Source organism: Eubacterium sp. An3, assembly GCF_002159465.1.
In the GTDB taxonomy this organism is placed as follows: domain Bacteria; phylum Bacillota; class Clostridia; order Lachnospirales; family Lachnospiraceae; genus Anaerobutyricum; species Anaerobutyricum stercoris.
The window spans coordinates 36,932-57,236 of record NZ_NFIR01000021.1; the positions used below are offsets into that span (position 1 = coordinate 36,932).

The window sequence follows — 20,305 nt, forward strand, 5'->3', positions numbered from 1 at the left end:
ATGGAAGGAAAATATTTTTTCAATAACAAAGATATCACGATGAACCTGTGTATCCAGATCCGGGATGTGATCGACATCATCAAGGAACGGAGCCATCTTTCTTTCCAAGATGCCGCCGGAGCCTTTTACCATTCTAAGACGTATCAGGCTCTGCAGAATACCGAGAATACGCTTTGGGCGGAGTCGGCAGGGTACATCGCAGACCGGTTCTATGAAGAGCAGGAGCAAAAAGAATTACAGACAAACTGAAGATTTAAGCACTATGTTTAAGAAGGGAACTACCTATAGGATAGGCGGTTCCTTTTTTTGTGCGGAAAGGAATGTGCATGAAATCCAATGATCAACCAAAAGAAACTATCCATAAACAAACTCACAGGAATGTCATCTCCTCTTTTACAGGAAAATACGCATTTCTCAGTAATTTTTATCCGGCTCCTGTTACCTACATGGGGCAGACCTACGCCAATAATGAAGCCGCTTTCCAGGCGCAGAAGACCTGCTGTGCAAAAGAGCAGCAGCAATTCTCTATTTTCCGCCTGCATAACCCGGCAGAAGCCAAAAAGCGTGGAAAGAACCTCACGCTGCGCCCGGACTGGGATAAGGTAAAGATTTCCCTGATGTATGAAATCTGTATGTGTAAATTCATGCAGAACCCAAAGCTGCGGGATGCCCTGATTGCCACAGGAAACAGTGTTCTTGAGGAAGGCAATACCTGGGGCGATTACTTCTGGGGCAAGGTCAACGGCCATGGGGAAAACCAGTTAGGGCTTATCCTGATGGACGTGCGTGAAAAGCTGAAATGGAGCATGGGAATGGAAAATGAGATTGCATAACGAGGTGAATGAAGCATGGAAGAAAAGAAACAGACGGTCTTGACGCTGAAATTCATCGGCATAGATGATTTTTCTTGTCCAACTTATGAGGATCAGTACGGACGGTTCTGGAAAGACCTTAACCTGGGGAAATCCGAACCCCCGGACTTGTATTCTACTACAAGGAATGACCTGGATGGGGAGCCAGTATCTCACATCCAGCAGGAATATACCTTTGAGTCAGAACCGTTCCGAAGAAACCCGTATGAGTTCCAGTATATGATGCTAAGCCGGATGCAGAGTGACTGTGAATATTTTCTCGGTTACGGGAACCGAAGTGTTACCATCTTATCTGAGAGCAATCCACAACAGCACATTAATCGCATGAAAGAGTTATGGGAGGGGTTACCTTCAGACGGGAAACCGGAATGGCTGACCTGGGAGCAGCTCCTGAACTATGAAAAAGAATTGTGTAACGAATAACCATAATGATTACGAAGGATCTTCCAACCAGGGAGGTCCTTCTTTGGCAAAGGAGGACGATGTCTTATGAAAATAACGATCTATCAGATCATCCCGGAATTGGATCAGGACCGGCTGATGTTTATGCCCCTTTCCTATTTTCAAAAAGCCGGGTATCCATCACCGCCTGCAGAAATTTATGAATCCGTATTCTGCGGAGAGACTGAAGTCACCACGCTGGAAGAAATCTACCGGATTTTTAACCGCAAGGATGAAGCGGATACCTGCTATCTGGAAAAGATAGGTTTCACCGGACATTCCATGTCAGTCTCTGACATTCTGGAAATACAGGACTCGCCGGCAGAAAGCCGCTTCTATTTCTGTGATACGTTTGGCTTTCCTCAAATATCATTTCAGAAAGAAAGCGCCATGTTGCCCGTCCAAAATCATGATTATATCCCTTATGAGCAGGTCAGCCGGTCCAAGTCCGGTTATCTGGCCTATATGGATAACAGCGGAATTTCCATTCATCCCTGTATCCAGGTTCAGCTCCAACGCTGCAAATACAGTCAGTGCCAACTCGGCTACCGGTTCCGTTACCAGGAGAAGGAAGAGTCCCCTTGGCGGCAGCGAGATTTTCTGGAACGTCCTGCTGTCCTTCTGTTCGAGGATACGCAAGGGCCGGCTCCGGAAGATTTATGGTATCACAGCCCTAAACCTTCGGTTTGGATCTCCCGTCACCCGGCGCACAGCCCGCTAAACCTGAATCTGGTGGAGGAATGGTGCCAGAGCCAAAATGTAACCTATGAATATCTTTAAAAACAAATGGAGGAAAATCTATGATCAAAGAAAGGAAAGGGGATCTGCTTCGTTCTGATGCTGCCATTATCGCCCACCAGGTCAACTGCCTGGGTATCATGGGGGCAGGCGTAGCCAGGCAGATCCGGCATCGTATTTTGACAGCAGAACAGTATCGGACATACCAGCAGATTTGCAGGAAGAATAAAGAGGAACTTCTAGGATCCTGCTCTTTGATGCTGCGGATGGATACCGGCACCACTCAGTATGTGGCGCATCTGTTTGCCGAGAATATTCCCACAGGCAGAGGATTAGATACCGATTATGCGGCACTGAGACAGAGCCTGACTGCCATGATGTTCCTGGCAGCACAGCGGGAATTGTCGCAGATTGCCATTCCCGGTTATCTGGGATGCGGGCTTGCAGGCGGCGACTGGGAGACGGTCTACAGCCGTATCCTCATCCCCCTGTTTTCCGAGTCTTGCTTTACCCTTACCATCCTGTACCTGCCGGACAGCATCCGGCGTCTCTGGACAGAATTTGGAGACATCCCTATGAACCCGGAAACAGAATGTATTGAGCAAGCCTGGCACGGATTTTCAGCTGGAACACATCGGGAAGAAATCTGGCACTGGTTTGAAGAAACATTTCAGATCAGCGTGGCGGAAGCTCTCATGTATGCAAATAATAAAAAGAAAATTATGAGGTAATAACGATATGAAAGAAAAGATGAAGTGCAGTGAATGTGAGTTTTGCAATTCCTTTCGTCCCTACGGTAACAGCCGGGCTTCTTTTCGCTGTAAGCATCCGGATCAGCATTATATTTTTGATTATTTTCAGGAACATAGAATGTCGAAAGATCCAGGATTCCTGGATTATGGAAAGGCCTGGTCCAATGAGGTTCCGCTAAAGACCTCTCCGGCATGGTGTCCGAAGAAGAAAAGCAAATAACAAATGACTTGGAGCCGCCCTCACGGACGGCTCCTTTCTATGTTTCCGGATCGAATTTGTAGCCTACACCCCAGACAGTCCGAATGTATTGCCTGTCAGTATACTCCCGAAACTTCTTCCGGATGCTGTAAATCATACACTCAACCTTGGCATCCACACTTACAGGGATGTCATCCCAGACTGCTTCATAGATCTGTTCTTTGGTAAATACCCAGCCTGGATGATTTACAAGAAGCAGTAAGATATCAAACTCATAATGTGATAGAAATACTTCATTCTCCGCTGCTAATATCCTCCGCTGATCTGGATAAATAACAAGCCCACGAAAAACGATCTTTCTTATGTTCTCTTCCTCACATTTATACTTAGCAGAATATCTTTTTAATACAGCCATAATTTCATTTAAAATAGCCTTTTCTGTATCATCAAATTCTGCGAGTAAAATATATCCTATATTCCCATCTCCAATCAAATAACTTTTTCTAACGGGTTCATATAGATTGCAGCCCTTACTCTGTACACAATTTGCCATTCTTTATTTCATAAATTTTATCTGCCTCTTCTGCAAGTAGTTTACTATGAGTTACCACAATTACACTTTTTCCCAATTCGTGTGCAGTTTTCTTTAGCAATTCAATAATTTCCCCTGCCGTATCCTCGTCCAAATTTCCAGTGGGTTCATCCGCTAAGAGCACCTTGGCTTCACTTGCCAAAGCACGGGCAATCGCCACACGCTGCTGCTGGCCACCGGAAAGCTGCAGCACATTCCGCTTCCAGTCTTCCCTTGGAATACTGACTTCCTGTAATAGCTTCTCTGCATCTTTCTTTCCACCTAGCTTCACATTTTCTTCCGTTGTCAAATAATCGATCAGGTTGTAGTTCTGAAAAACAAGAGAGATATCGTGCCTCCGGTGATAATTCAGCCCCTTTTTACGAATATCCTCTCCATTATAAAGAATGGTTCCTGATACCGGGTTATCCAAGCCCGCTAAAAGGGAAAGAAATGTGGTTTTTCCTGAACCACTGGAACCGACAATCGCATAGAACGTAGCTTCCTCAAAAGTGGCAGATACATTTTTTAGAATTATTTTATCCCGCTTCGATTTATAAGAATATAAGACATTTTTCGCCTCTAAAATCATTTCCATTCCTCCTAACTCATTTCGCTTAAAATATCTTTCGGGTTCTTGCGGAAAATCAGGACGCTTGCCGCACCTGTAGATAAAACAATCAAGACACCTACGCTAAGACTATCTGCAAGCAGCATAGTAGAGGTAATCTCTGTTTCTACATCCGTGACGGTAAGTTCCGGCGCCTGATAATCGGTGGCAACTTTGCCCGTATCCATTTCATCCTGCAATTCGGCCTGTTGTGCCTGCTGACCCACCAGATAATCAGCAGCGGCATTGGAAACTGCCGGAGCAATCAGGAACGAAAGTGAAAGCGCCAAAACGCCGATCAGAACAGCTTCGGTTAAAATCTGCAAAAATATTTTTCCCTTTGCAATTCCAATGGACAGAAGTATGCCAATCTCATTTGTTCTGTTCCTGATCCAGAAAATAAAAATCAAAAACAGGATCACAAAGCTTGCTCCGGTCACGACCAGAAGCAGCGTGTTACTGATTTTTTCCAAATCATTGAAGTTGGAAGCCATTGTGTCAAGATTTCCGTTGTTGTCGATCAAATCATACCATTGCCAGTTAATATCCGTTTTCTTGATGGCCTCCTTTACCGCATCGTAATCATCCACATTTGCCACTTTAAAATAAGCCTTTTCATACAGCGGATCATCCTGCTCCACCTTCTCAGGAAAATGTAAATCCGTGAAAATAACATTTTCAGAGCGGTAAGTATCACCGGACATATAAGGTTTCATCTGTTCTTTTACCTGATAGATTCCTACAATCGTTGCCTCTTGCACGGGTTCCTCCGCTTTTACTGAATGAAATTGCAGATGGTCGCCGACCTTTAGCTGGTTTTTTTCTGCCAGTTCTTCGGAAATGACACAAACATTTGTATCATCCTTTGTCGTCATCCGTCCCTCCAGGATGGTAACATTGCCGCTGAGGACATTGGCGTCCATTGACATATCCCGATTACCAATCAAGGCTACACCCTGAAAATCATTGGTCTGGTCTGCATCGGCATCCTCAATCCGTTCAAAATTTGCCTGTTTTACCGCAGTAGGAACCGTGGTTATATTATAGTCGGCGATTCCCTCCACAGCAGCAATCTTTTCAATATCATCAGCTTTTAATGACTCAAAGGAATGATCCGTCGTTACCATCAGGTTTTCGGAACCCATGACAGTCACGTTTTTCAAATGGACTCCACCATAACTTCCCTGACCGTCCGGATTGCGTTCTAATATTTTTTGACTGGCTTCTTCCAATCGTTGGCTTCTGCTCTCTGGATTATATTCCAGTAAAAATCCTGCGCCGATGGCCTGCCGTGTACTGTCTTTCGTAGCAATGTTTGCAGAACGGCTTGCCATACCAGACAGGAAAAGCAGACTGATGATACAAACTACAAGCAGAAGCAGCAGACTTTTAACCGGCTTTCTAAAACAGGAACGAATTGCCCGTTGCAATAAGTTCATCGTATTATCCCTCCATTCGTGACAGAATATCTTTCGGATTTGCACGGATTACTGGCAGCAAAGACAGCAATACAGCAATTACAACCACTCCGCTGCCAATCCCCAATAGCAATGCGATATCGGTAAATTGTAAGGAAACCTGCAGAGAAACGCCTGTTTCCACAGAAGACAGCAACAGTTCTGTAAGGCTTCCTGCAGCCAGCGAACCTAGACCGCAGGAGCAAAGCAGGGCAATGAGAAACACGGCTGCCGCTTCCAAAAGAGCCTGCAAAAAGATAGTGGCTTTCTGTTCGCCCAAGCTGATAAATACAGCCATTTCCTTTTGTCTGCTCCGCATCCACATACAAAGCAGTAGGGAGACAATCACCGTGCCGGCGAAAAAGGTAAGCAAACGCATCAGTGATACCACCCTTGTTATTTGTGTTAATGGAGCTTTCATCTGCTGATACAGGGCATCCGACGTGGTAATGTCCGCTTTATCCTGCAAAATGCCCTGTATGCTCTCTGCCAATGGATCTAAAAGCTCCGGCTGACCGGTATATGCCGATACTTTATAAAATCCGCTGCCGTCAAATAATTCTAAATATGCCGTATTATCTATATAAATCTGATTTTCCATCCGATAGACGGCAAGTGTATTGTTTTCCTGCTGGCTTTCATTACCAGTAAGATATTCCCCAATCACTTCCACGGTAACAGCTTTTCCGTTTTCTGTTTCAAAAGAAAGTGTATCGCCAATCTGCAAACCATTGTATTCTGCAAATCCCGCATTAATGACGGCGCCATATTTGGTTTCCGGCTTGACCAGTTCACCGTCTGTCAGCCGATAAGACTGATCCGCAAAGGGACTGTCTGTATCCATATCATCAAAGGATAGCAGGCTGACTTTCAAGTTGTCCGGTTCTGTGGAAGCGCTTGCGGTCACAGGCGCAAGATCTGTTAAATATGCGGATTGCTGCCCCATTCGATTGATGGACGTTACCTCCGCTAAATTTTTAATCATTTCGGCTTCTTTGTCTGTAATCGGATTGGCGGTGTCTGAAATTTCACATACCACTTTTGCTCCTGCTTTTTCCTGCATGGCAGCCTCTGTGCTTTCTGTTGCGTGTAAAATCATGTTTGTACTGAGGATCATGCTGTTGACAAAAAGGAAAATCAACAGCAGCAGCACCGACTTTCCGCGTTTCCGCATCAGATAAAGGAAGCCTCTCTTATAAAAAGGCATCGATCTATCCCTCCTGTTAATTAAACCGGGTAATCAGCACTTTTGTAGCATGGATTTCCCCATCATCCTGTGTTTCTCCATAAACATAAACAGACGTAGATTTTTTTACATCGGAAGCCGTAGCCGCTTCTAATTCCACTGCGCCGGTGGAACTGTTGATGTTGGCAATCTGGAAGGTACAATCTTCTCCATAAGAAACCGTAGTGCTTTCCATGCCGCTTTCCATTCCCTCTGCCGCTGATTTTGCTATCTGCCCATCATCCTGATCGGGAACGACCTGAAAACTTCCATCCTGAAAATCAGCTACGCTGCCTCTTAAACTAGCTGTCTCTACCAAATTGTCCAGATTTGTTGAGTTTTCGCCGCCATCGTCCGATGCTCCTGTGTCACCAGCTTGATTCTCACTCTGACTGTTCACAGATGTCCCACTATCTGCGGCCTGTTCCCCTTTGGAATTTCCACAGCCTGCCAGTGAGAGTGCAAAAATCAAGACTCCAGTTACCATTACTAATTTCATATGTTTCATTTGACATAGCTCCTTTCTGTTTTATGGGCCTATCATACAAAAAAACTTCTGTAAAACTCATCTAAGAAATAAAGAAATCGACCTCAGTTTTTAGAGAACTTTTAGAGGATTTCTTTGCTATACTTGTTATACTGATGATATGAACTAAAAAAGGATGAATGGATTATGAAAATATTGCTTCTGGAGGATGACCTGGATCTATGCGATCTGATACAGAAAGAATTATCCAAAAGCGGGCATACCGTAGACTGCTGTAATGACGGGGAAACAGCCATGCTTTACGCACTCAATAAAGATTATGGCTATGACCTTGCCCTTGTTGACCGGATGCTCCCCATTATAGATGGACTGACAATAATCAAGGCGATGCGAAGAAAGGACATACAGATTCCGGTTATTATTATTACCGGTATGTCTGCCCTCGATGACCGGATCGATGGTCTGGACGGCGGAGCGGACGATTATCTGGTTAAGCCGTTTCATATCCGGGAGTTACTTGCCCGGATAAGGGCATTAACCAGGCGCTCCAAAGAGATCCATGACGATGTAATATTAACTTACGGGGATCTGCAGTTTGACAGAGAAATAAGGGAATTGACCTGCCATGAGCAAAAATTAGACCTGACAGGAAAAGAGGCGGAGCTTCTGTATACATTTATGAAACAGCCGGAAACCCTTTTTACAAAAGAACAGCTTGTTTTAAAGGTCTGGGGAACTGACTCGGATATTACTCCAGGAAATATTGATAATTATATTTCCTTTCTAAGAAAAAGGCTGAAAGAGCTTAAAAGCTCCTGTATCATTAAAACAGTATATGCTACAGGCTACAGATTGGAGAACACTCATGCTTAAACAATTATCCAACCGACTACATCTGTTTTTAGCAGGAATCCTAATGGTCATCATTACTTTGATCCTGTGTTTTTCCCTCTGGAATATGTATCAGTCACAACAGCTTGCTGATATATCCTATATTCAACGTATGACTTCCCTGATCATCTATCAGTTGGAGGATGATACTTCTAACCCGCAAGCGGTTCTCTCAAACTATGAAAGTGGGACAAATGTTTACAGCATTTTAGAAGATTCTGAAGGAAAGGTGCTATATCAAAGTATTCCTGATACCGGTACTGACTTTGCCAATCTCTTCCAAAAAATAAGTAACAGCATTTCCACGGAAAGCGCAGCGGACAGTCAGAAATTTCAGACGGTAACGGAACAGGGCGGATTTATAGAAATGGATGGAGCAGATCATGACCACTATTATGCTATCCCGGCTACAGTCAGCACGAAAGCGGGAACAGTTTATACATTAGCTTTATTCTATGAGCGGACATCTATTGTAGACCTGCTGTTACGGGAAGCGCCAAAGTATTTATCTATTTGGATCGTTTCCCTGATCAGCATCCTCTTTATCAGCAGGTTTCTCCTGCGAAAAGCCTTTGAGCCAACTGAGCAGATCCTGCAGAGCCAGAAAAATTTTGTTGCCGCTGCTTCACACGAATTAAAATCACCGCTGGCTGTTATCATGGCAAATGTTGAAGCAGTCCATAATACAGAAATACAAGACCCCCAGGCACAAACCTGCTTGAAAACGATTGACTCAGAATGTAGCAGAATGTCTAAGCTCGTAAGAGATATGCTTCTCCTTGCGTCTTCTGATGCTGATAAATGGACCATCCAGAAGAATGATGTAAATATTGATACACTATTGATTACACTGTATGAAGCGTTTGAGCCAGTATGTATCCGTAAATCCATCTTCTTAAAACTTGATATTAGTGAAGAAAGCTACCCTGTACTCTATACAGACCGGGAACGACTGTTCCAGATCTTAAGTATCTATCTTGATAATGCAGTCTACTATTCACCAGAAAACAGCACCATTGAGATACGAACAAAACAGACTTCTAAAGAATTGACCTTTTATGTTGTTGATCATGGGTGCGGAGTGGCTGAAGAAGACAAACCTTTTATATTTAACCGTTTTTACTGTGCAGATAAATCACGAACAGATAAATCTCATTTTGGCCTGGGATTAAGTATTGCGAAAGAACTCTCAAGAATACTTGGAGGCAAAATAGGATTTGAAGATACGGCTGGTGGCGGGGCCACATTTTATTTGACTATACCTCTGAAATAATGAAACAAAATAGTCAAAGATTAATTATATGTATAAACAAACGGGATATTAATTGGAGCCGCCCATTTGGACGGCTCTTTATTATCACTGAGTTATATATCCTTCCCATCTAGCAGAAAGTCGATAATATTATAATGGACAATTCCATTCCTGCTCATATCTACGATGTCGCTGCTGATCACATATTTCGGATAATTGTCATCGATCTTCTCCAGATTGCCAAATTCTCTTGCAATGCAGTCCTCTGACAATACATAGGCCACCTGGATATAGAGTTTCTTCTGCCCTTTGTAACATACGAAGTCAATTTCCTGAGTATCCAGTTTTCCTACTTTCACCTCATATCCCCGGCTCAACATTTCCAGATATACCACATTCTCCAACAGTTTACTTGTGTCGATCTGCTCACTGGCTTTGCTCACATTACGAAGCCCGATGTCACCAGCATAATACTTTTCTGTTGAAGCCAGGATGTTTTTCCCTTTTATATCATATCTTTCCGCTTTTGAAAGGATCATACCTGCCTGCAGCTTATCAATATAATTCAGCACCGTGTCCACTGTGGTTGATTGGCCGGCTGATATCAGGGAACGGCTGATTGAGCGTGCAGAGAACGGATTTCCGATATTGTCCAGCAGAAATTCCAGCAGCTTTCGCAAAAGACTCTCATTGCGAATGGCATATCTGGAGAGAATATCTTTCATCACGACAGAATCATAGACATCCTCCAGATATGTGCGGACGGAATGTTCATCCGGCAGCACCAGGCGCATCGGCAGACCGCCATATTTCAGGTAATTCGTAAAAAGCTGTTCCCTGGTGTATGGGAGTCCATTGACCTCATAAAATTCCTGTATCTCGGACAACACAAAAGGATACACATGAAAAGAAACATATCGGCCTGCCATATTTGTTGCCAGTTCACCGGACAGCAATTTGCTGTTGGAGCCTGTCACATAGATATCGCAGTCAAAATCAATCCGGAAGGAAGGGATGACTGAGTGCCACTCTTTCACATGCTGAATTTCGTCAAAAAAGAGATATACTTTTCCATCCGCCTGCTCTGCCCGTTCCGTGACGTACTGATAGAAATTATCTGCATCCTCCAGCTTTTTAAAACGCCGGGACTCGAAATTGATCTCTATGATATTTTCCTTTGGCACTCCACGCTCTAAAAGAAGATCCCGGATCTGCGAAAGCAGGATCGTCTTTCCACTTCTTCTAAGGCCGATCAATACCTTGATCAGATCCTGGTCAATGAATGGACGTATCTTATCCAGATACAAATTTCGTCTTATCATCTCCATACATTCCACGTCCTTCGTTAGTTTTGTCATTATTATACCTCACACTTTTATTATAATCAACTTATTGTCTGTCTATGCAAAGACAATTATATTCTTATAGTTACTTACAACAGGTTTGATTTCTCCTTCATCTGCTCCCGGCTTGTATTGGTATAGATCAACGTTGTCCGCTCGCTGGCATGGCCAGCCTGATTTGCGACTTCCGCAATTGTATATCCCATCTCCAGGGCATGAGAGCAGAAGTAATGCCGGAGCGAGTGCGGTGTAATCCGGTCCGAACACTGATTGAAAAAACGGCTCACACTGCTGCGGTGGAGCTTTCCGCCATTCCTGCTGACAAACAGGTACTCAGACTGAGAGTTTCTTACCTTCAGATACTCCCGGACTGCATGGATGATCTTGTCATTAATGAACACGATCCGCTGCTTATTGCCTTTTCCAGTCACCAGCAGTTCCCTTGCCTGAAAATCAATATCTGTCAGGCCAATACTGATACACTCGCTGACACGCAGGCCGGCATATGCAAGGATCACCGCAATCGCATAGTTTCTCTTTCCAGTATCCACAAGTACCTTCTGGAGAAACGCCTCCACATCTTTCTTTTCTATTTCCGCCGGGCTTGCAATTTCCTGCTGGAATTTCAGCCGGTCCTCTGCCGTGATGACCAGATCTTTCTGAACTCCAATCTGCACCAGGAACTCATTAAAGCTGGTCAGAGAGGACAGTTTCGTATCAATGCTTTTAAACTTCAGTTTCTTAATGTTCTGCAGGTATGACCGAAAATCCAAAATGTTGGTATGGTAAAGCAGCGTCGGCGCCTCCCCGAAGGTATCCATATACCACCGGTAATATTCATTTACATGACCGCTATAGGTCTTAATGGTATTCTCTGACTTGCCCTGTCCTCTCAGGAACTTTTTATAATCATCCAGTAATGCCACGGTTTTCCTTCCTCTCTGCGATTATGTTGCGCTCACTTCTCCGTGAGATTTGCGTAATTATGTTGCGTCCAGATAGGATTTCTTCTGTCTTTCATGCCTCCAACACAACATAATTGCTATTATGTTGCGTTCAGAAAATGGCACGGTTCTGACACACTTCCTATATATCATCCATACGTTTCACGGCATAAAAACGCAAAAAGGACAGCAGATTTTTTCCGCTGTCCGATCTGGATGATTACAGGGGGCTGCTCGCCCTTTTGAAAATCCGCTTCCCGTCTTTTACCTCAACGGTGAAGCGCTGGGCTGGTTTGGACTGTTTCTTCCGTCTCTGGCACTCAAGCAGTTCTTCGTTCATCAAACGTTCCCTCCGGAAGTCATGAAGATGGAAGCTCTCACGATATCTGTGGAAGAAACGCATATAATACTCCCGTCTCCGTGTGAAGATCATATCAGAGTCACCGTTAATGGAGTTCAGAAGGCTCTGCAGCTGTCTTGTGATCCGATAAGGATTGCCCGGCCGGTTCGTATAGAGTTTTCCGTATTTGCTGGATGCCTTCAGAACGATCCTCCCGTCAAGGTCACTTTTCTGCAGCGTTACCGCATCCCCTGTCCGAATCGGCATCTGGTACATCAGCCCGATAAACGCTGCTTTTTCCAGTTCCCCTTCCGCAATGAATTGTTTCATCAGCTGCTTCCCCATTTTTGCTTTTTCATAGGAAATCATCCTCCGTCTTCTCCTTTCCTGACAGCTTCCAGGATTTTCTCTCCCTGCTGTACAAACACCTGCTTTTCCGGTTCTTTTTCATAGATCTTCCAGAGCCGCTGATGCAGAGCCTCCAGATCCCTGACATCTCCCTGTGTGTTATTTGCCAGCATCCGGAGAAAAGGGAAGATCATCGTATGCCGGATATTCTTCCCAGCCAATACAGACTTCTGTTCCTGTCCATACACCTCATAGAGACATCCCAGGATAATATCCGGATCTGTCGTAAACCGGATCTCCGGTTTCACCCATTCCTTTTTCATCTTCATCCACCCCGCTTACTTTTTAGCTGTAACATCCGATCTGAACTGTCAGACCTTCCAGCCGCAACTCCGGCAGTCCTACCAGATACCAGTCCTCAGACATTTCAATCCGTGTCGGCACCCAGACCTCATTCAGCCTAACGTCCAGGCACTCTCCGCAGTGCAGTCCTCCATAATATTTCCCATCGTCAAAATGGATGTCGAACCTGTCAGATTCCCGATCATACTGTAATGTACCTTTTTTCTTTGTCATAATGATTTCCTCCTGTATTTTTCATTTCATAAGAACAATAGGGCTGCTTTTTAACGGGGTGGACAAATTTTGATATTTTCATAAATTTATTTTCCGCAGGACTTCATGCAGCTCTGATACTTATTTCATACGTAGGAGGCCCACAAAGAGCAACAGCAGGAAGAGAAGTTCAGAATAGAAAAAGCAGGAAACCGTTCAATGATTTCCTGCTCGGTGGTGCCGCCGGTGGGCGGCTGGTATTCAGTTTTGAAAGTTCGGGTCAGGTGGCCCAAAGACGAAAAAACAACAGCATTCAATTTATTAAATAATTTCCTGCCGATTTCCTTTAATCAATACAGTTTGACCGTCAGCCAATTCAATCAAATCGTTCTTCGATACTTCTCCACAAGGGCTTTCTTTTTCAGCGTGTGGTATCAACGGATTTGCTAAATATCCTAATCCATCGGAAAAATTTCCAGCAGCAATCATACTACCTGCGCTGATTCCCAGATACACCAATCCATTCTCTATTGCTTGCTTTAGGGGCTTCAAAAATCCTGTTCTGTTTATTTCGATGAGAAGCGTATGGGCATTTCCTCCACAAAAAACAATCATGTCATATTGAGTGAGTTCTTGAACACTCATTAAGCGAAATGGTACAGGTATGTCACTGATATAACTTGAATATGTTCTTTTATATCCATCGGAAAGTAAAAACGCAAGATTATATATAAGAATATTATTCATAGGTATTCCCATATTCATAAGGCGCTCCATACATACAATGATTCCTTCTCGCGCACCATCATTTCCAACTGCAGCGGATGGAACCAAAATTGCTTTTGTGTTAATCGGTTCTTTTCCGATGCATTTCCAAAATAATGCCATAGTCTTTTCGTTTAAGCCACTTGAAGTTAAAAAAAGGGTTCTCATAAACTTAGTCCTCTTTTAATTATCATAAATTACGTTTTGTCGCTGACTACATTATACTGCACTAATTTTCAAAAGAAAATAGATTTTCTGGAAACATGCTGGACGGGAACAGCTTGCAGTGCAAGGTGTTTCCGGGCGGAAAATCTACAAAGAGAGTAGCTGGCGGCATCCAGCGCAGGGGAAGTGTAGTTTCCCTCCTTTCTCCCGGCGTCCGGCAAATCAAAAACAAAAACGGGTATCTTCTTTGAAGTTGCGGCGTCCGGGATTTCCCTCACTCCGATAGATCTTATGCTGTTTCAGATCATAAATAACAGACCATACGGTATCTTTGCCGGTACTCCTGTCATATTGACAGAGAAAACCATAATTGCCGGATAACAGTTTCCTCGCAAATACCAGATCAAATTTTTTAGTATTTTGGAAGGCAGACATCATAGTTTGAAACCTTGTCTCTGCAAACCAATCATCAATACCAGCTCTGTTATATTGCATCATATTTGTAAGATGAAAAGCATTTGTATCACAGACAAAAGGATGCGTATTACTTAATGATGTTGTAACTTCTACACGATCCGGAGTACATTCAACAAGTGCTATCTTTCCCGATATATCCGCCAAAGTCAATGTCTGGGCGGAAGCGATTGGTAATTGATGTAAGCAAGAGATGGCTTCCGATACATTTTTGCATTTTTCTAATAGATATCTGAGAAGCAGGCCCGCATTAAATCCTGGCTTGTGCTGAATAGGGTAAACTGAAGTCAGTCCAGCAGCCAGACCATATTCATTAACACCATCTTCAACCTCTACAAAAGCGGTTGTATTCCCGGTAAAAGAATATGCCCCATCAGTCAGCCTATATATTACATTCATATTCAACTTTTCGATTTCTGTTAGAAAGTCACTATTCCGTCCCAGGAGAATTTCCTGCCCGGTCGTGAACGCAAAGCAAGAGCAGTTACAGGTCGGCGGCATAGAGTACATACTAAATAATACTGCCTGCAAGATACGAACATCACAATGCTGTCCGTCTGCAAGTCCCTGAATTTCTTCTATGATTTCATGGTAAAATTTCTCATAGATGGGAAGACAGGATGAAGCATAGTCGATTCGTTCCTGTGAAATTTCAAATGGAATATTTTCCAAAATTATATTTTGGTGTTTCAACAGTAAGGAACCCCACCGAAAACCAGCTTCATAGTGTGTTCCCCTAAAATGTGCATGATACATTTTTACACGCTCCTTATTGATTAGATAAAGAGCTACCGGTAACTCTTATCTAAGGGTAACTGAATAAAAATTTTTAGTCAAGCCTCGCTTTATTATCATGATATAGAATGTAAAGGGGAGAGATTGCCGACTGATAATGTCAAAGAATTGGATGCAATCGAAGTGCATTATATGTATTGTAAAGAACTCCCATCTCAACGGATGGGAGCCTTCACATTCTCATGGCATGAGTTGGTTCATGCCTACATTATTTTATCATGTATATGCTGTTCCAATCAACACTGCCACCGGTGCAGATCGAGGAAATGAAAACTGCCGTTGTGGGAATGGGTGTTCCTGCAGCGGCAGCTTTGGTTTTTCTTATATGGTTGTTAAAATGGTTCTATTACTCACAAGGCAGCTCTTCCTGCTTGCTCAACTGTCAGGTAATATCTTTCTTTTGATAAGCCATTACAGCAATTTTGTGTGAAATGAAAAAGATAATCACTGCTATAATAAGTACGATATTAAATGACATAAGGATACTATCTTTTACGGGAATAATCAAATTGACAAGTAATACTAGCGCAGTAATAATTCCCGTTGCAGCCAGAAACGACATTATAAAGACAATTTGTGATTTGTCAGGGTCAAAAAAATATGCGCACGGAAGGCTGATACTGCCAGCCAGTAAAGAGGCGCTTATCCCTATGGAGCCGTAGAGACACAAAGAAGTTAATGATATTCCGCCGTCAATGATTGCAAGTACGCCACAGGGAATGAGTGTTGCAATAATTCCCAACACGGAAAGAATAATATAGAGAATGAATTTTTCTCCGATAATCTGGCTCCTTGATACCGGCATGGTAATTACATTCTTGCTCCATTTCGAGTTTTCGTCACTTGTGATACTGATGAAAACTGCAGTTGTGGCACACGGGGGAGCCAAAACTAAAAGTGCGCTGGGTTCCAGTAAAAATGAAAGCCCAAACCCTAAAACAATTAAACATACGATTGTTACAAGGATATTGCTTTTGGCAATATACAGATCTTTCAATATAAGTCCTTTCATCATCTTTCCCCCTTTACATAGAGAAGCATAATTTCGTCAATCGTTGCCGGAACAACCATTGCTTTTGGATATTTCTTCTGCATTTTCTCCCTGTCTGAAACCAAAATCTGCCACTCGTAGTCCATTTTCCGATATACAATGATATCGCTTTTATCTAAGGCATCAAACTGGGCAGCTCCACATTTGATTATGCCATATTGCTCAGTCAATTCGTCTTTCGGTTTGAAGAAGACCACTTTCCCCTCATGGATAAACACGATATAGTCAGCTATTTTTTCTAAATCACTGGTAATATGGGAAGAAACCAGTATAGAATGTTCCTCATCCTGGACGAAATCTAACAGCATATCCAGAATATCATCCCGGATCACAGGATCAAGGCCACTGGTCGCTTCATCTAAAATCAGCAGTTTTGAATTGTGAGACAATGCGACGGTGATTGCCAGCTTCATTTTCATTCCTTTTGAAAATTGACTGATTTGTTTATCGGCGGGTAATGAAAATTGTTTCAAAAGAGACCTATAGGTGTGTTCATCCCAGGAATGATAGATATTCTTCATAACCCGGTTGAGCCGTTTGGGGGATAGAATTTCCGGGTAATTGCTGCCGTCAAAAACAACGCCGATCTGTTCTTTGGTATCGTTATCCAGTTCTTCCTTTCCCATGATGGAAATCTGACCTGCGTCTTTCTTAATAAGCCCCATAACAGCGTTAATTGTCGTGCTTTTGCCTGCACCATTTTCTCCGATCAGCCCTACGATGGAACCCTCCGGAACATCGAAAGAAACACGATCTAAAACAAAGTCCTTATACGTTTTGGTAAGCCCTGAAATCGTCAACGCATTATTCATTGTCACTCCTCCTCATACAGTAGTGTCAGCAGATCAACCAATTTATTAAGCGATATACCGCTTGTGCGGGCAATCTCGATTGCTTCGCTGAAATGTTCCTCTATTTTTTTCTGCTGCTCTTCCAGATAGAAATCTTGATTTTGGACAGAAACAAAACATCCCTTTCCTGCGGTTGTTTCAATAAAGCCATCTTCCTGCAATGTGGTATATGCCTTTTGAACCGTTAAAATACTAATATGCAATGATTTTGCTAATGACCTTACAGACGGAATTGCTTCGCCAGCTTTTAACTCACCGCTCATGATCGCAGCTTTAATTTGTGACGCTATCTGCTCGTATAAAGGCCGGCTTGCCTTATTGCTTACGACTATCTCCAAATTCCCACCACCATTCCGTTCTTTGGTGTTATGTTATTACAAGTACAGTATAAAACACACAAAAACAGTTGTCAATAGAAAAAGAAAAAGTAGAACAGTAATTTTACCATTCTACCTCTGTGACCTGATTATATATTTATACGCCGTGCGCTACTCTCGTTACGATTCCATTTCTCCATCAAAAGCCATTGAAAATATCTCGTTTCAGGATTGCCTTACTTTATCGCCTCTACAATTTGATCCAGAGCATGGTAATCAACAAAGTCTACTGTTGAATTAAAGGTTTCTATCATCGCCCTGTCTTCAGCGTTTTTCTTTTCTTCCGGAAGTTTTCTCGCCTTATTATATAAAAGCGTCATCATAGTTTTATGCTTGAAATTTAATTTCTTGTAATCGATGCCGCCCCGTAAATGGAACATCATTGTATTATCCATTACCCGGGCAGGCACTTGTCTGCGTATGGATCGTCTTATATTATTTATATTTTCCTCATCGCTTACATCGGCTAATCCCACGGTAACGATGATCAGCCTCGTATTTTCCGGCAATGCCTTGATGGTTGCCTTCAAGCCTTTGACACCGCCTGCATACAAGCCGCCAAAATGTATGACTACATCATAGCCTGACAGTGCTTTTACCTCTTCATAGCTTATACATGGAAGATCCATGATTTCGGAAAATTTCTCTGCGTATCGTTTTGTCGTACCATACTGAGTACCATAAACAATCAGTTTCTTCATAATCCATCTGCTCCATCACTTCGTATTTGTCACCTTTTTCATTATACAATGACCTCTGGTTTTTGCAAATAGAGGAATGTAAACTTACACCGAAACCGCAAATACTATATATTGATATTTTTCATTGCTTTATTCCACATATAGTTGTATACTAAATCTGTAATCATTAATTGTGTTTATCCGGAAAAGGATATGCTGTTTAGGTTTGTAATCAGTCAGAGGGATATTCTGCCACCAGGGCAGTACCTTCTGGCTTTTTATTTTGCAGAGATCTCTGTACGAAGTTTGAGAATGAGCATCCGGCATCATTCTCTTTTTTTATGCCTGAAAGCAGGAGAGGAGGATTGAATTAAATTTCCGGAGGAACACCCACAAAAAAGGAGAAAAGAATGGATTTAGTATTGTATTATTTGAAAATGAAGGTTACGCAACAGCAAGAGGGGATAAAGGGGTACAGGATATTCTGGCATCTTCAGCCGATGCCGGATATATTAAGGACGGCACCTATCCCATTATTTTTAGATTGCATCCATATTGTTGGAAATGGTGGATCAGCCCGAAGCAGGAGGAAATGAACTTTTCTATGTTCACCCCCGATTCCTGGCTGGACAGACCTTTATGGAAGAACAAACCTATCCAGCAACGGTTAATCGCCGCACTGAAAGATTGGCAGAAGAAATACCTGCGGGCAAATGAGACAATCAAGCTGATCAGCAACGGTAAACATATCTTATATCACTGTGAGGTGGAAAGCGTATGTGGAGATGCAGAAATCTACTGTTTTGATTCTGTCATAGATACCATAGAGGATCATGCTCAGGCAGAGATCATCACAGGGAACTCTTTCATTAAGAATGTGCAGGGAAACGCTCAGATCCAATGCCTGGATGACCATGCTATGATCTCTAATTTGTGCGAGAATGCAGTTGTCCATAAGATGAAAGATATTTCACTTATTCGTCATGTATATAGGGATAGCCAGATCCATACCATGCAGGACAACTCCCGTATTCTGAGCTTGAATGGAAATACACGGATTGGAACAATGAACGGCCATGCAATCGTTGACCTGGCATCGGGCCAGTCAGTCATTGAAAAGGTTTCGTGTGGCTGCGCTGTCCTGGGATTATCTCATGACGTGCAGATCAAAAAAATAGAAGCCGGAGCTACAGTCCTCCCGCTTCATGTGGATGGTTATCATGGCTCGACCATACCATTCTCATAATAGAAACTGTAGTAAATATCTTATGAAGAACTCAAGGGACGCTGTGTAAAAAACAGCGCCCCTTGATGGCTATAACGATTATTATATTATGCAATCTCAAACCGATACCCGACACCATATACGGTATCAAGATACCGGGGGTGCCGTGGTTCCTTCTCCAGCTTCTTCCGCAGGCTGCTGATCAGACAGTAGGCACTACTGTACATTTCTTCCCCGACATCCGTTTCTCCATAGATCATGCGACAGATCTGAGCATAGGTATACACACGTCCCGGATGCCGGGCCATGACTGCAAGGATGTCAAATTCCCTGGCAGTCAGAGGCACCTCTTTTTCCTCCACCATAACCTTACGTTGGAGCGTATCCAGAAAAAATCCCGGATATCGGATCTGCTGCGGCTCCATGTAGATTTTTACACCTTCCAAAGTCTGGAGTTTTCTCTTGAAGCTGCAGATCTCCGGCAGCCGCTCCTCTGGAAATTCAATCACCATTTGTTTCTTCAGAATGTCCCAGCTCCTTCCATCTCTTCAATTTCTGGAAGCTCTGCTCACTGATGTCATGCTCAATCCTGCAGGCTTCCTGTTCCGCTGTGGCATCCTCCACACCTGCCTCAATCAGCCAGTTTTTAAAATAGCAGTGCCTTTCATAGATTGCCTCAGCCGTCTCCCGGCCTTTTTCAGTTAAGTGAAGGAAATGGTCCTCATCTTTAACCAGGAGGCCGCCTCGCTCCAAAATAGAAACCGCGTGGCATACACTGGGCTTTTTCACACCCAGATGCTGCGACACATCAACAGAGCGAACCATTCCTTTTTTCTGCTGCAGGACAAAGATAGCCTCCAGATAATCTTCTCCAGATTCGTGAAGTTTCATTACGAC

The 20,305-nt window shown here is 43.2% G+C and carries 28 protein-coding genes; 10 read left to right on the forward strand and 18 right to left on the reverse strand.

The genetic code is table 11. From position 1 onward, the window contains the following. From B5F87_RS14820 to B5F87_RS14845, 6 genes are all read left to right on the forward strand, one after another. Positions 1-249: a hypothetical protein gene (locus tag B5F87_RS14820; RefSeq protein WP_054353166.1), complete on the forward strand. Its 249-nt coding sequence runs from the start codon at positions 1-3 to the stop codon at positions 247-249. Positions 250-326: 77 nt separating this feature from the next. After that, positions 327-833: an NADAR family protein gene (locus B5F87_RS14825; RefSeq protein ID WP_087282367.1), complete on the forward strand. Its 507-nt coding sequence runs from the start codon at positions 327-329 to the stop codon at positions 831-833. Positions 834-848: 15 nt separating this feature from the next. Continuing rightward, positions 849-1,295, forward strand: a complete 447-nt coding sequence (locus B5F87_RS14830) for an LPD11 domain-containing protein (RefSeq protein WP_087282370.1) — start codon at positions 849-851, stop codon at positions 1,293-1,295. A 66-nt stretch (positions 1,296-1,361) separates the two neighbouring features. Further along, entirely contained in the window at positions 1,362-2,093 is a 732-nt protein-coding gene (locus tag B5F87_RS14835; RefSeq protein ID WP_087282371.1) for a YodL domain-containing protein, read from the forward strand. A gap of 20 nt (positions 2,094-2,113) precedes the next feature. Beyond that, on the forward strand, positions 2,114-2,782 hold the full coding sequence (locus B5F87_RS14840) for a macro domain-containing protein (RefSeq protein ID WP_087282373.1): 669 nt from the start codon (positions 2,114-2,116) through the stop codon (positions 2,780-2,782). 7 nt (positions 2,783-2,789) lie between these two features. Continuing rightward, on the forward strand, positions 2,790-3,023 hold the full coding sequence (locus B5F87_RS14845) for a hypothetical protein (protein WP_087282375.1): 234 nt from the start codon (positions 2,790-2,792) through the stop codon (positions 3,021-3,023). Between the two features lie 37 nt (positions 3,024-3,060). Here the strand turns inward: B5F87_RS14845 and B5F87_RS14850 are convergent, their stop codons facing one another. From B5F87_RS14850 to B5F87_RS14870, 5 genes are read right to left on the reverse strand one after another with little or no spacing between them, the layout of a single operon-like run. Continuing rightward, positions 3,061-3,555, reverse strand: coding sequence for a winged helix-turn-helix domain-containing protein (locus tag B5F87_RS14850; protein WP_087282377.1), 495 nt, complete (start codon positions 3,553-3,555; stop codon positions 3,061-3,063). Beyond that, on the reverse strand, positions 3,533-4,165 hold the full coding sequence (locus B5F87_RS14855) for an ABC transporter ATP-binding protein (protein WP_087282379.1): 633 nt from the start codon (positions 4,163-4,165) through the stop codon (positions 3,533-3,535). The genes B5F87_RS14850 and B5F87_RS14855 overlap by 23 nt, the downstream gene beginning before the upstream one ends. Before the next feature lie 11 nt (positions 4,166-4,176). Then, entirely contained in the window at positions 4,177-5,622 is a 1,446-nt protein-coding gene (locus B5F87_RS14860) for an ABC transporter permease (RefSeq protein ID WP_204245541.1), read from the reverse strand. A gap of 4 nt (positions 5,623-5,626) precedes the next feature. Further along, positions 5,627-6,847 carry an ABC transporter permease gene (locus B5F87_RS14865; RefSeq protein ID WP_087282381.1) on the reverse strand — a complete coding sequence of 407 codons (1,221 nt, stop codon included), beginning with the start codon at positions 6,845-6,847 and terminating at the stop codon, positions 5,627-5,629. A 16-nt stretch (positions 6,848-6,863) separates the two neighbouring features. After that, entirely contained in the window at positions 6,864-7,373 is a 510-nt protein-coding gene (locus B5F87_RS14870) for a hypothetical protein (protein ID WP_087282383.1), read from the reverse strand. A gap of 165 nt (positions 7,374-7,538) precedes the next feature. Between B5F87_RS14870 and B5F87_RS14875 the strand changes: the two genes are divergently transcribed. Beyond that, positions 7,539-8,225 (forward strand): response regulator transcription factor, encoded by a 687-nt coding sequence (locus B5F87_RS14875; RefSeq protein WP_201310237.1) that lies wholly within the window; start codon positions 7,539-7,541, stop codon positions 8,223-8,225. Further along, the gene (locus tag B5F87_RS14880; protein ID WP_087282388.1) at positions 8,218-9,516 is read left to right on the forward strand and encodes a HAMP domain-containing sensor histidine kinase; all 1,299 of its coding nucleotides are present in this window, start codon (positions 8,218-8,220) and stop codon (positions 9,514-9,516) included. Before B5F87_RS14875 ends, B5F87_RS14880 begins: the two co-directional genes overlap by 8 nt. Positions 9,517-9,608: 92 nt before the next feature. On the opposite strand, the gene B5F87_RS14885 is transcribed toward B5F87_RS14880, so the two are convergent. The 11 genes from B5F87_RS14885 to B5F87_RS14935 all read right to left on the reverse strand — a co-directional run bounded on the left by B5F87_RS14885 (position 9,609) and on the right by B5F87_RS14935 (position 18,204). Beyond that, complete coding sequence (locus tag B5F87_RS14885; protein ID WP_087282390.1) at positions 9,609-10,853, reverse strand: ATP-binding protein; 1,245 nt, start codon at positions 10,851-10,853, stop codon at positions 9,609-9,611. Between the two features lie 74 nt (positions 10,854-10,927). Beyond that, a complete protein-coding gene (locus tag B5F87_RS14890) occupies positions 10,928-11,764 on the reverse strand; it encodes a tyrosine-type recombinase/integrase (RefSeq protein ID WP_087282392.1) in 837 nt (278 codons plus the stop codon). 238 nt (positions 11,765-12,002) lie between these two features. Beyond that, positions 12,003-12,491, reverse strand: coding sequence for a hypothetical protein (locus tag B5F87_RS14895; RefSeq protein ID WP_087282393.1), 489 nt, complete (start codon positions 12,489-12,491; stop codon positions 12,003-12,005). Beyond that, positions 12,488-12,793, reverse strand: coding sequence for a hypothetical protein (locus B5F87_RS14900; RefSeq protein WP_087282444.1), 306 nt, complete (start codon positions 12,791-12,793; stop codon positions 12,488-12,490). Before B5F87_RS14900 ends, B5F87_RS14895 begins: the two co-directional genes overlap by 4 nt. Before the next feature lie 22 nt (positions 12,794-12,815). Further along, on the reverse strand, positions 12,816-13,046 hold the full coding sequence (locus B5F87_RS14905; protein ID WP_087282395.1) for a DUF5348 domain-containing protein: 231 nt from the start codon (positions 13,044-13,046) through the stop codon (positions 12,816-12,818). Between the two features lie 300 nt (positions 13,047-13,346). Beyond that, positions 13,347-13,958: a Type 1 glutamine amidotransferase-like domain-containing protein gene (locus B5F87_RS14910; protein WP_087282399.1), complete on the reverse strand. Its 612-nt coding sequence runs from the start codon at positions 13,956-13,958 to the stop codon at positions 13,347-13,349. A 219-nt stretch (positions 13,959-14,177) separates the two neighbouring features. Then, complete coding sequence (locus B5F87_RS14915) at positions 14,178-15,185, reverse strand: C45 family peptidase (protein ID WP_087282401.1); 1,008 nt, start codon at positions 15,183-15,185, stop codon at positions 14,178-14,180. A 421-nt stretch (positions 15,186-15,606) separates the two neighbouring features. Next, positions 15,607-16,239: an ABC-2 transporter permease gene (locus B5F87_RS14920; RefSeq protein WP_242963795.1), complete on the reverse strand. Its 633-nt coding sequence runs from the start codon at positions 16,237-16,239 to the stop codon at positions 15,607-15,609. After that, positions 16,236-17,087: an ABC transporter ATP-binding protein gene (locus tag B5F87_RS14925; protein ID WP_087282405.1), complete on the reverse strand. Its 852-nt coding sequence runs from the start codon at positions 17,085-17,087 to the stop codon at positions 16,236-16,238. The genes B5F87_RS14920 and B5F87_RS14925 overlap by 4 nt, the downstream gene beginning before the upstream one ends. A 2-nt stretch (positions 17,088-17,089) precedes the next feature. Then, positions 17,090-17,464, reverse strand: a complete 375-nt coding sequence (locus tag B5F87_RS14930; protein WP_087282408.1) for a GntR family transcriptional regulator — start codon at positions 17,462-17,464, stop codon at positions 17,090-17,092. Positions 17,465-17,679: 215 nt separating this feature from the next. Continuing rightward, complete coding sequence (locus B5F87_RS14935; RefSeq protein WP_087282409.1) at positions 17,680-18,204, reverse strand: flavodoxin domain-containing protein; 525 nt, start codon at positions 18,202-18,204, stop codon at positions 17,680-17,682. A 389-nt stretch (positions 18,205-18,593) separates the two neighbouring features. Between B5F87_RS14935 and B5F87_RS14940 the strand changes: the two genes are divergently transcribed. Together B5F87_RS14940 and B5F87_RS14945 are read left to right on the forward strand one after the other, a co-directional pair. Continuing rightward, on the forward strand, positions 18,594-18,779 hold the full coding sequence (locus tag B5F87_RS14940; protein ID WP_087282411.1) for a hypothetical protein: 186 nt from the start codon (positions 18,594-18,596) through the stop codon (positions 18,777-18,779). After that, entirely contained in the window at positions 18,776-19,429 is a 654-nt protein-coding gene (locus B5F87_RS14945; RefSeq protein WP_087282413.1) for a hypothetical protein, read from the forward strand. Before B5F87_RS14940 ends, B5F87_RS14945 begins: the two co-directional genes overlap by 4 nt. An 86-nt stretch (positions 19,430-19,515) precedes the next feature. On the opposite strand, the gene B5F87_RS14950 is transcribed toward B5F87_RS14945, so the two are convergent. After that, the gene (locus B5F87_RS14950) at positions 19,516-19,920 is read right to left on the reverse strand and encodes a winged helix-turn-helix domain-containing protein (protein ID WP_087282415.1); all 405 of its coding nucleotides are present in this window, start codon (positions 19,918-19,920) and stop codon (positions 19,516-19,518) included. After that, entirely contained in the window at positions 19,910-20,299 is a 390-nt protein-coding gene (locus B5F87_RS14955; protein WP_087282416.1) for a metal-dependent transcriptional regulator, read from the reverse strand. Before B5F87_RS14955 ends, B5F87_RS14950 begins: the two co-directional genes overlap by 11 nt. Between the last annotated feature and the right edge of the window lie 6 nt (positions 20,300-20,305).

Coding starts and splice junctions, on each gene's coding strand:
- B5F87_RS14880 (WP_087282388.1), top strand. CDS start 8,218: ATGCTTAAACAATTATCCAACCGACTACATCTGTTTTTAGCAGGAATC.
- B5F87_RS14820 (WP_054353166.1), top strand. CDS start 1: ATGGAAGGAAAATATTTTTTCAATAACAAAGATATCACGATGAACCTG.
- B5F87_RS14920 (WP_242963795.1), bottom strand. CDS start 16,239: ATGATGAAAGGACTTATATTGAAAGATCTGTATATTGCCAAAAGCAAT.
- B5F87_RS14825 (WP_087282367.1), top strand. CDS start 327: ATGAAATCCAATGATCAACCAAAAGAAACTATCCATAAACAAACTCAC.
- B5F87_RS14935 (WP_087282409.1), bottom strand. CDS start 18,204: ATGAAGAAACTGATTGTTTATGGTACTCAGTATGGTACGACAAAACGA.
- B5F87_RS14910 (WP_087282399.1), bottom strand. CDS start 13,958: ATGAGAACCCTTTTTTTAACTTCAAGTGGCTTAAACGAAAAGACTATG.
- B5F87_RS14905 (WP_087282395.1), bottom strand. CDS start 13,046: ATGACAAAGAAAAAAGGTACATTACAGTATGATCGGGAATCTGACAGG.
- B5F87_RS14860 (WP_204245541.1), bottom strand. CDS start 5,622: ATGAACTTATTGCAACGGGCAATTCGTTCCTGTTTTAGAAAGCCGGTT.
- B5F87_RS14840 (WP_087282373.1), top strand. CDS start 2,114: ATGATCAAAGAAAGGAAAGGGGATCTGCTTCGTTCTGATGCTGCCATT.
- B5F87_RS14870 (WP_087282383.1), bottom strand. CDS start 7,373: ATGAAACATATGAAATTAGTAATGGTAACTGGAGTCTTGATTTTTGCA.
- B5F87_RS14885 (WP_087282390.1), bottom strand. CDS start 10,853: ATGACAAAACTAACGAAGGACGTGGAATGTATGGAGATGATAAGACGA.
- B5F87_RS14940 (WP_087282411.1), top strand. CDS start 18,594: ATGGATTTAGTATTGTATTATTTGAAAATGAAGGTTACGCAACAGCAA.
- B5F87_RS14950 (WP_087282415.1), bottom strand. CDS start 19,920: ATGGTGATTGAATTTCCAGAGGAGCGGCTGCCGGAGATCTGCAGCTTC.
- B5F87_RS14855 (WP_087282379.1), bottom strand. CDS start 4,165: ATGATTTTAGAGGCGAAAAATGTCTTATATTCTTATAAATCGAAGCGG.
- B5F87_RS14925 (WP_087282405.1), bottom strand. CDS start 17,087: ATGAATAATGCGTTGACGATTTCAGGGCTTACCAAAACGTATAAGGAC.
- B5F87_RS14915 (WP_087282401.1), bottom strand. CDS start 15,185: ATGTATCATGCACATTTTAGGGGAACACACTATGAAGCTGGTTTTCGG.
- B5F87_RS14865 (WP_087282381.1), bottom strand. CDS start 6,847: ATGCCTTTTTATAAGAGAGGCTTCCTTTATCTGATGCGGAAACGCGGA.
- B5F87_RS14835 (WP_087282371.1), top strand. CDS start 1,362: ATGAAAATAACGATCTATCAGATCATCCCGGAATTGGATCAGGACCGG.
- B5F87_RS14945 (WP_087282413.1), top strand. CDS start 18,776: ATGAACTTTTCTATGTTCACCCCCGATTCCTGGCTGGACAGACCTTTA.
- B5F87_RS14900 (WP_087282444.1), bottom strand. CDS start 12,793: ATGAAAAAGGAATGGGTGAAACCGGAGATCCGGTTTACGACAGATCCG.
- B5F87_RS14830 (WP_087282370.1), top strand. CDS start 849: ATGGAAGAAAAGAAACAGACGGTCTTGACGCTGAAATTCATCGGCATA.
- B5F87_RS14875 (WP_201310237.1), top strand. CDS start 7,539: ATGAAAATATTGCTTCTGGAGGATGACCTGGATCTATGCGATCTGATA.
- B5F87_RS14895 (WP_087282393.1), bottom strand. CDS start 12,491: ATGATTTCCTATGAAAAAGCAAAAATGGGGAAGCAGCTGATGAAACAA.
- B5F87_RS14955 (WP_087282416.1), bottom strand. CDS start 20,299: ATGAAACTTCACGAATCTGGAGAAGATTATCTGGAGGCTATCTTTGTC.
- B5F87_RS14850 (WP_087282377.1), bottom strand. CDS start 3,555: ATGGCAAATTGTGTACAGAGTAAGGGCTGCAATCTATATGAACCCGTT.
- B5F87_RS14845 (WP_087282375.1), top strand. CDS start 2,790: ATGAAAGAAAAGATGAAGTGCAGTGAATGTGAGTTTTGCAATTCCTTT.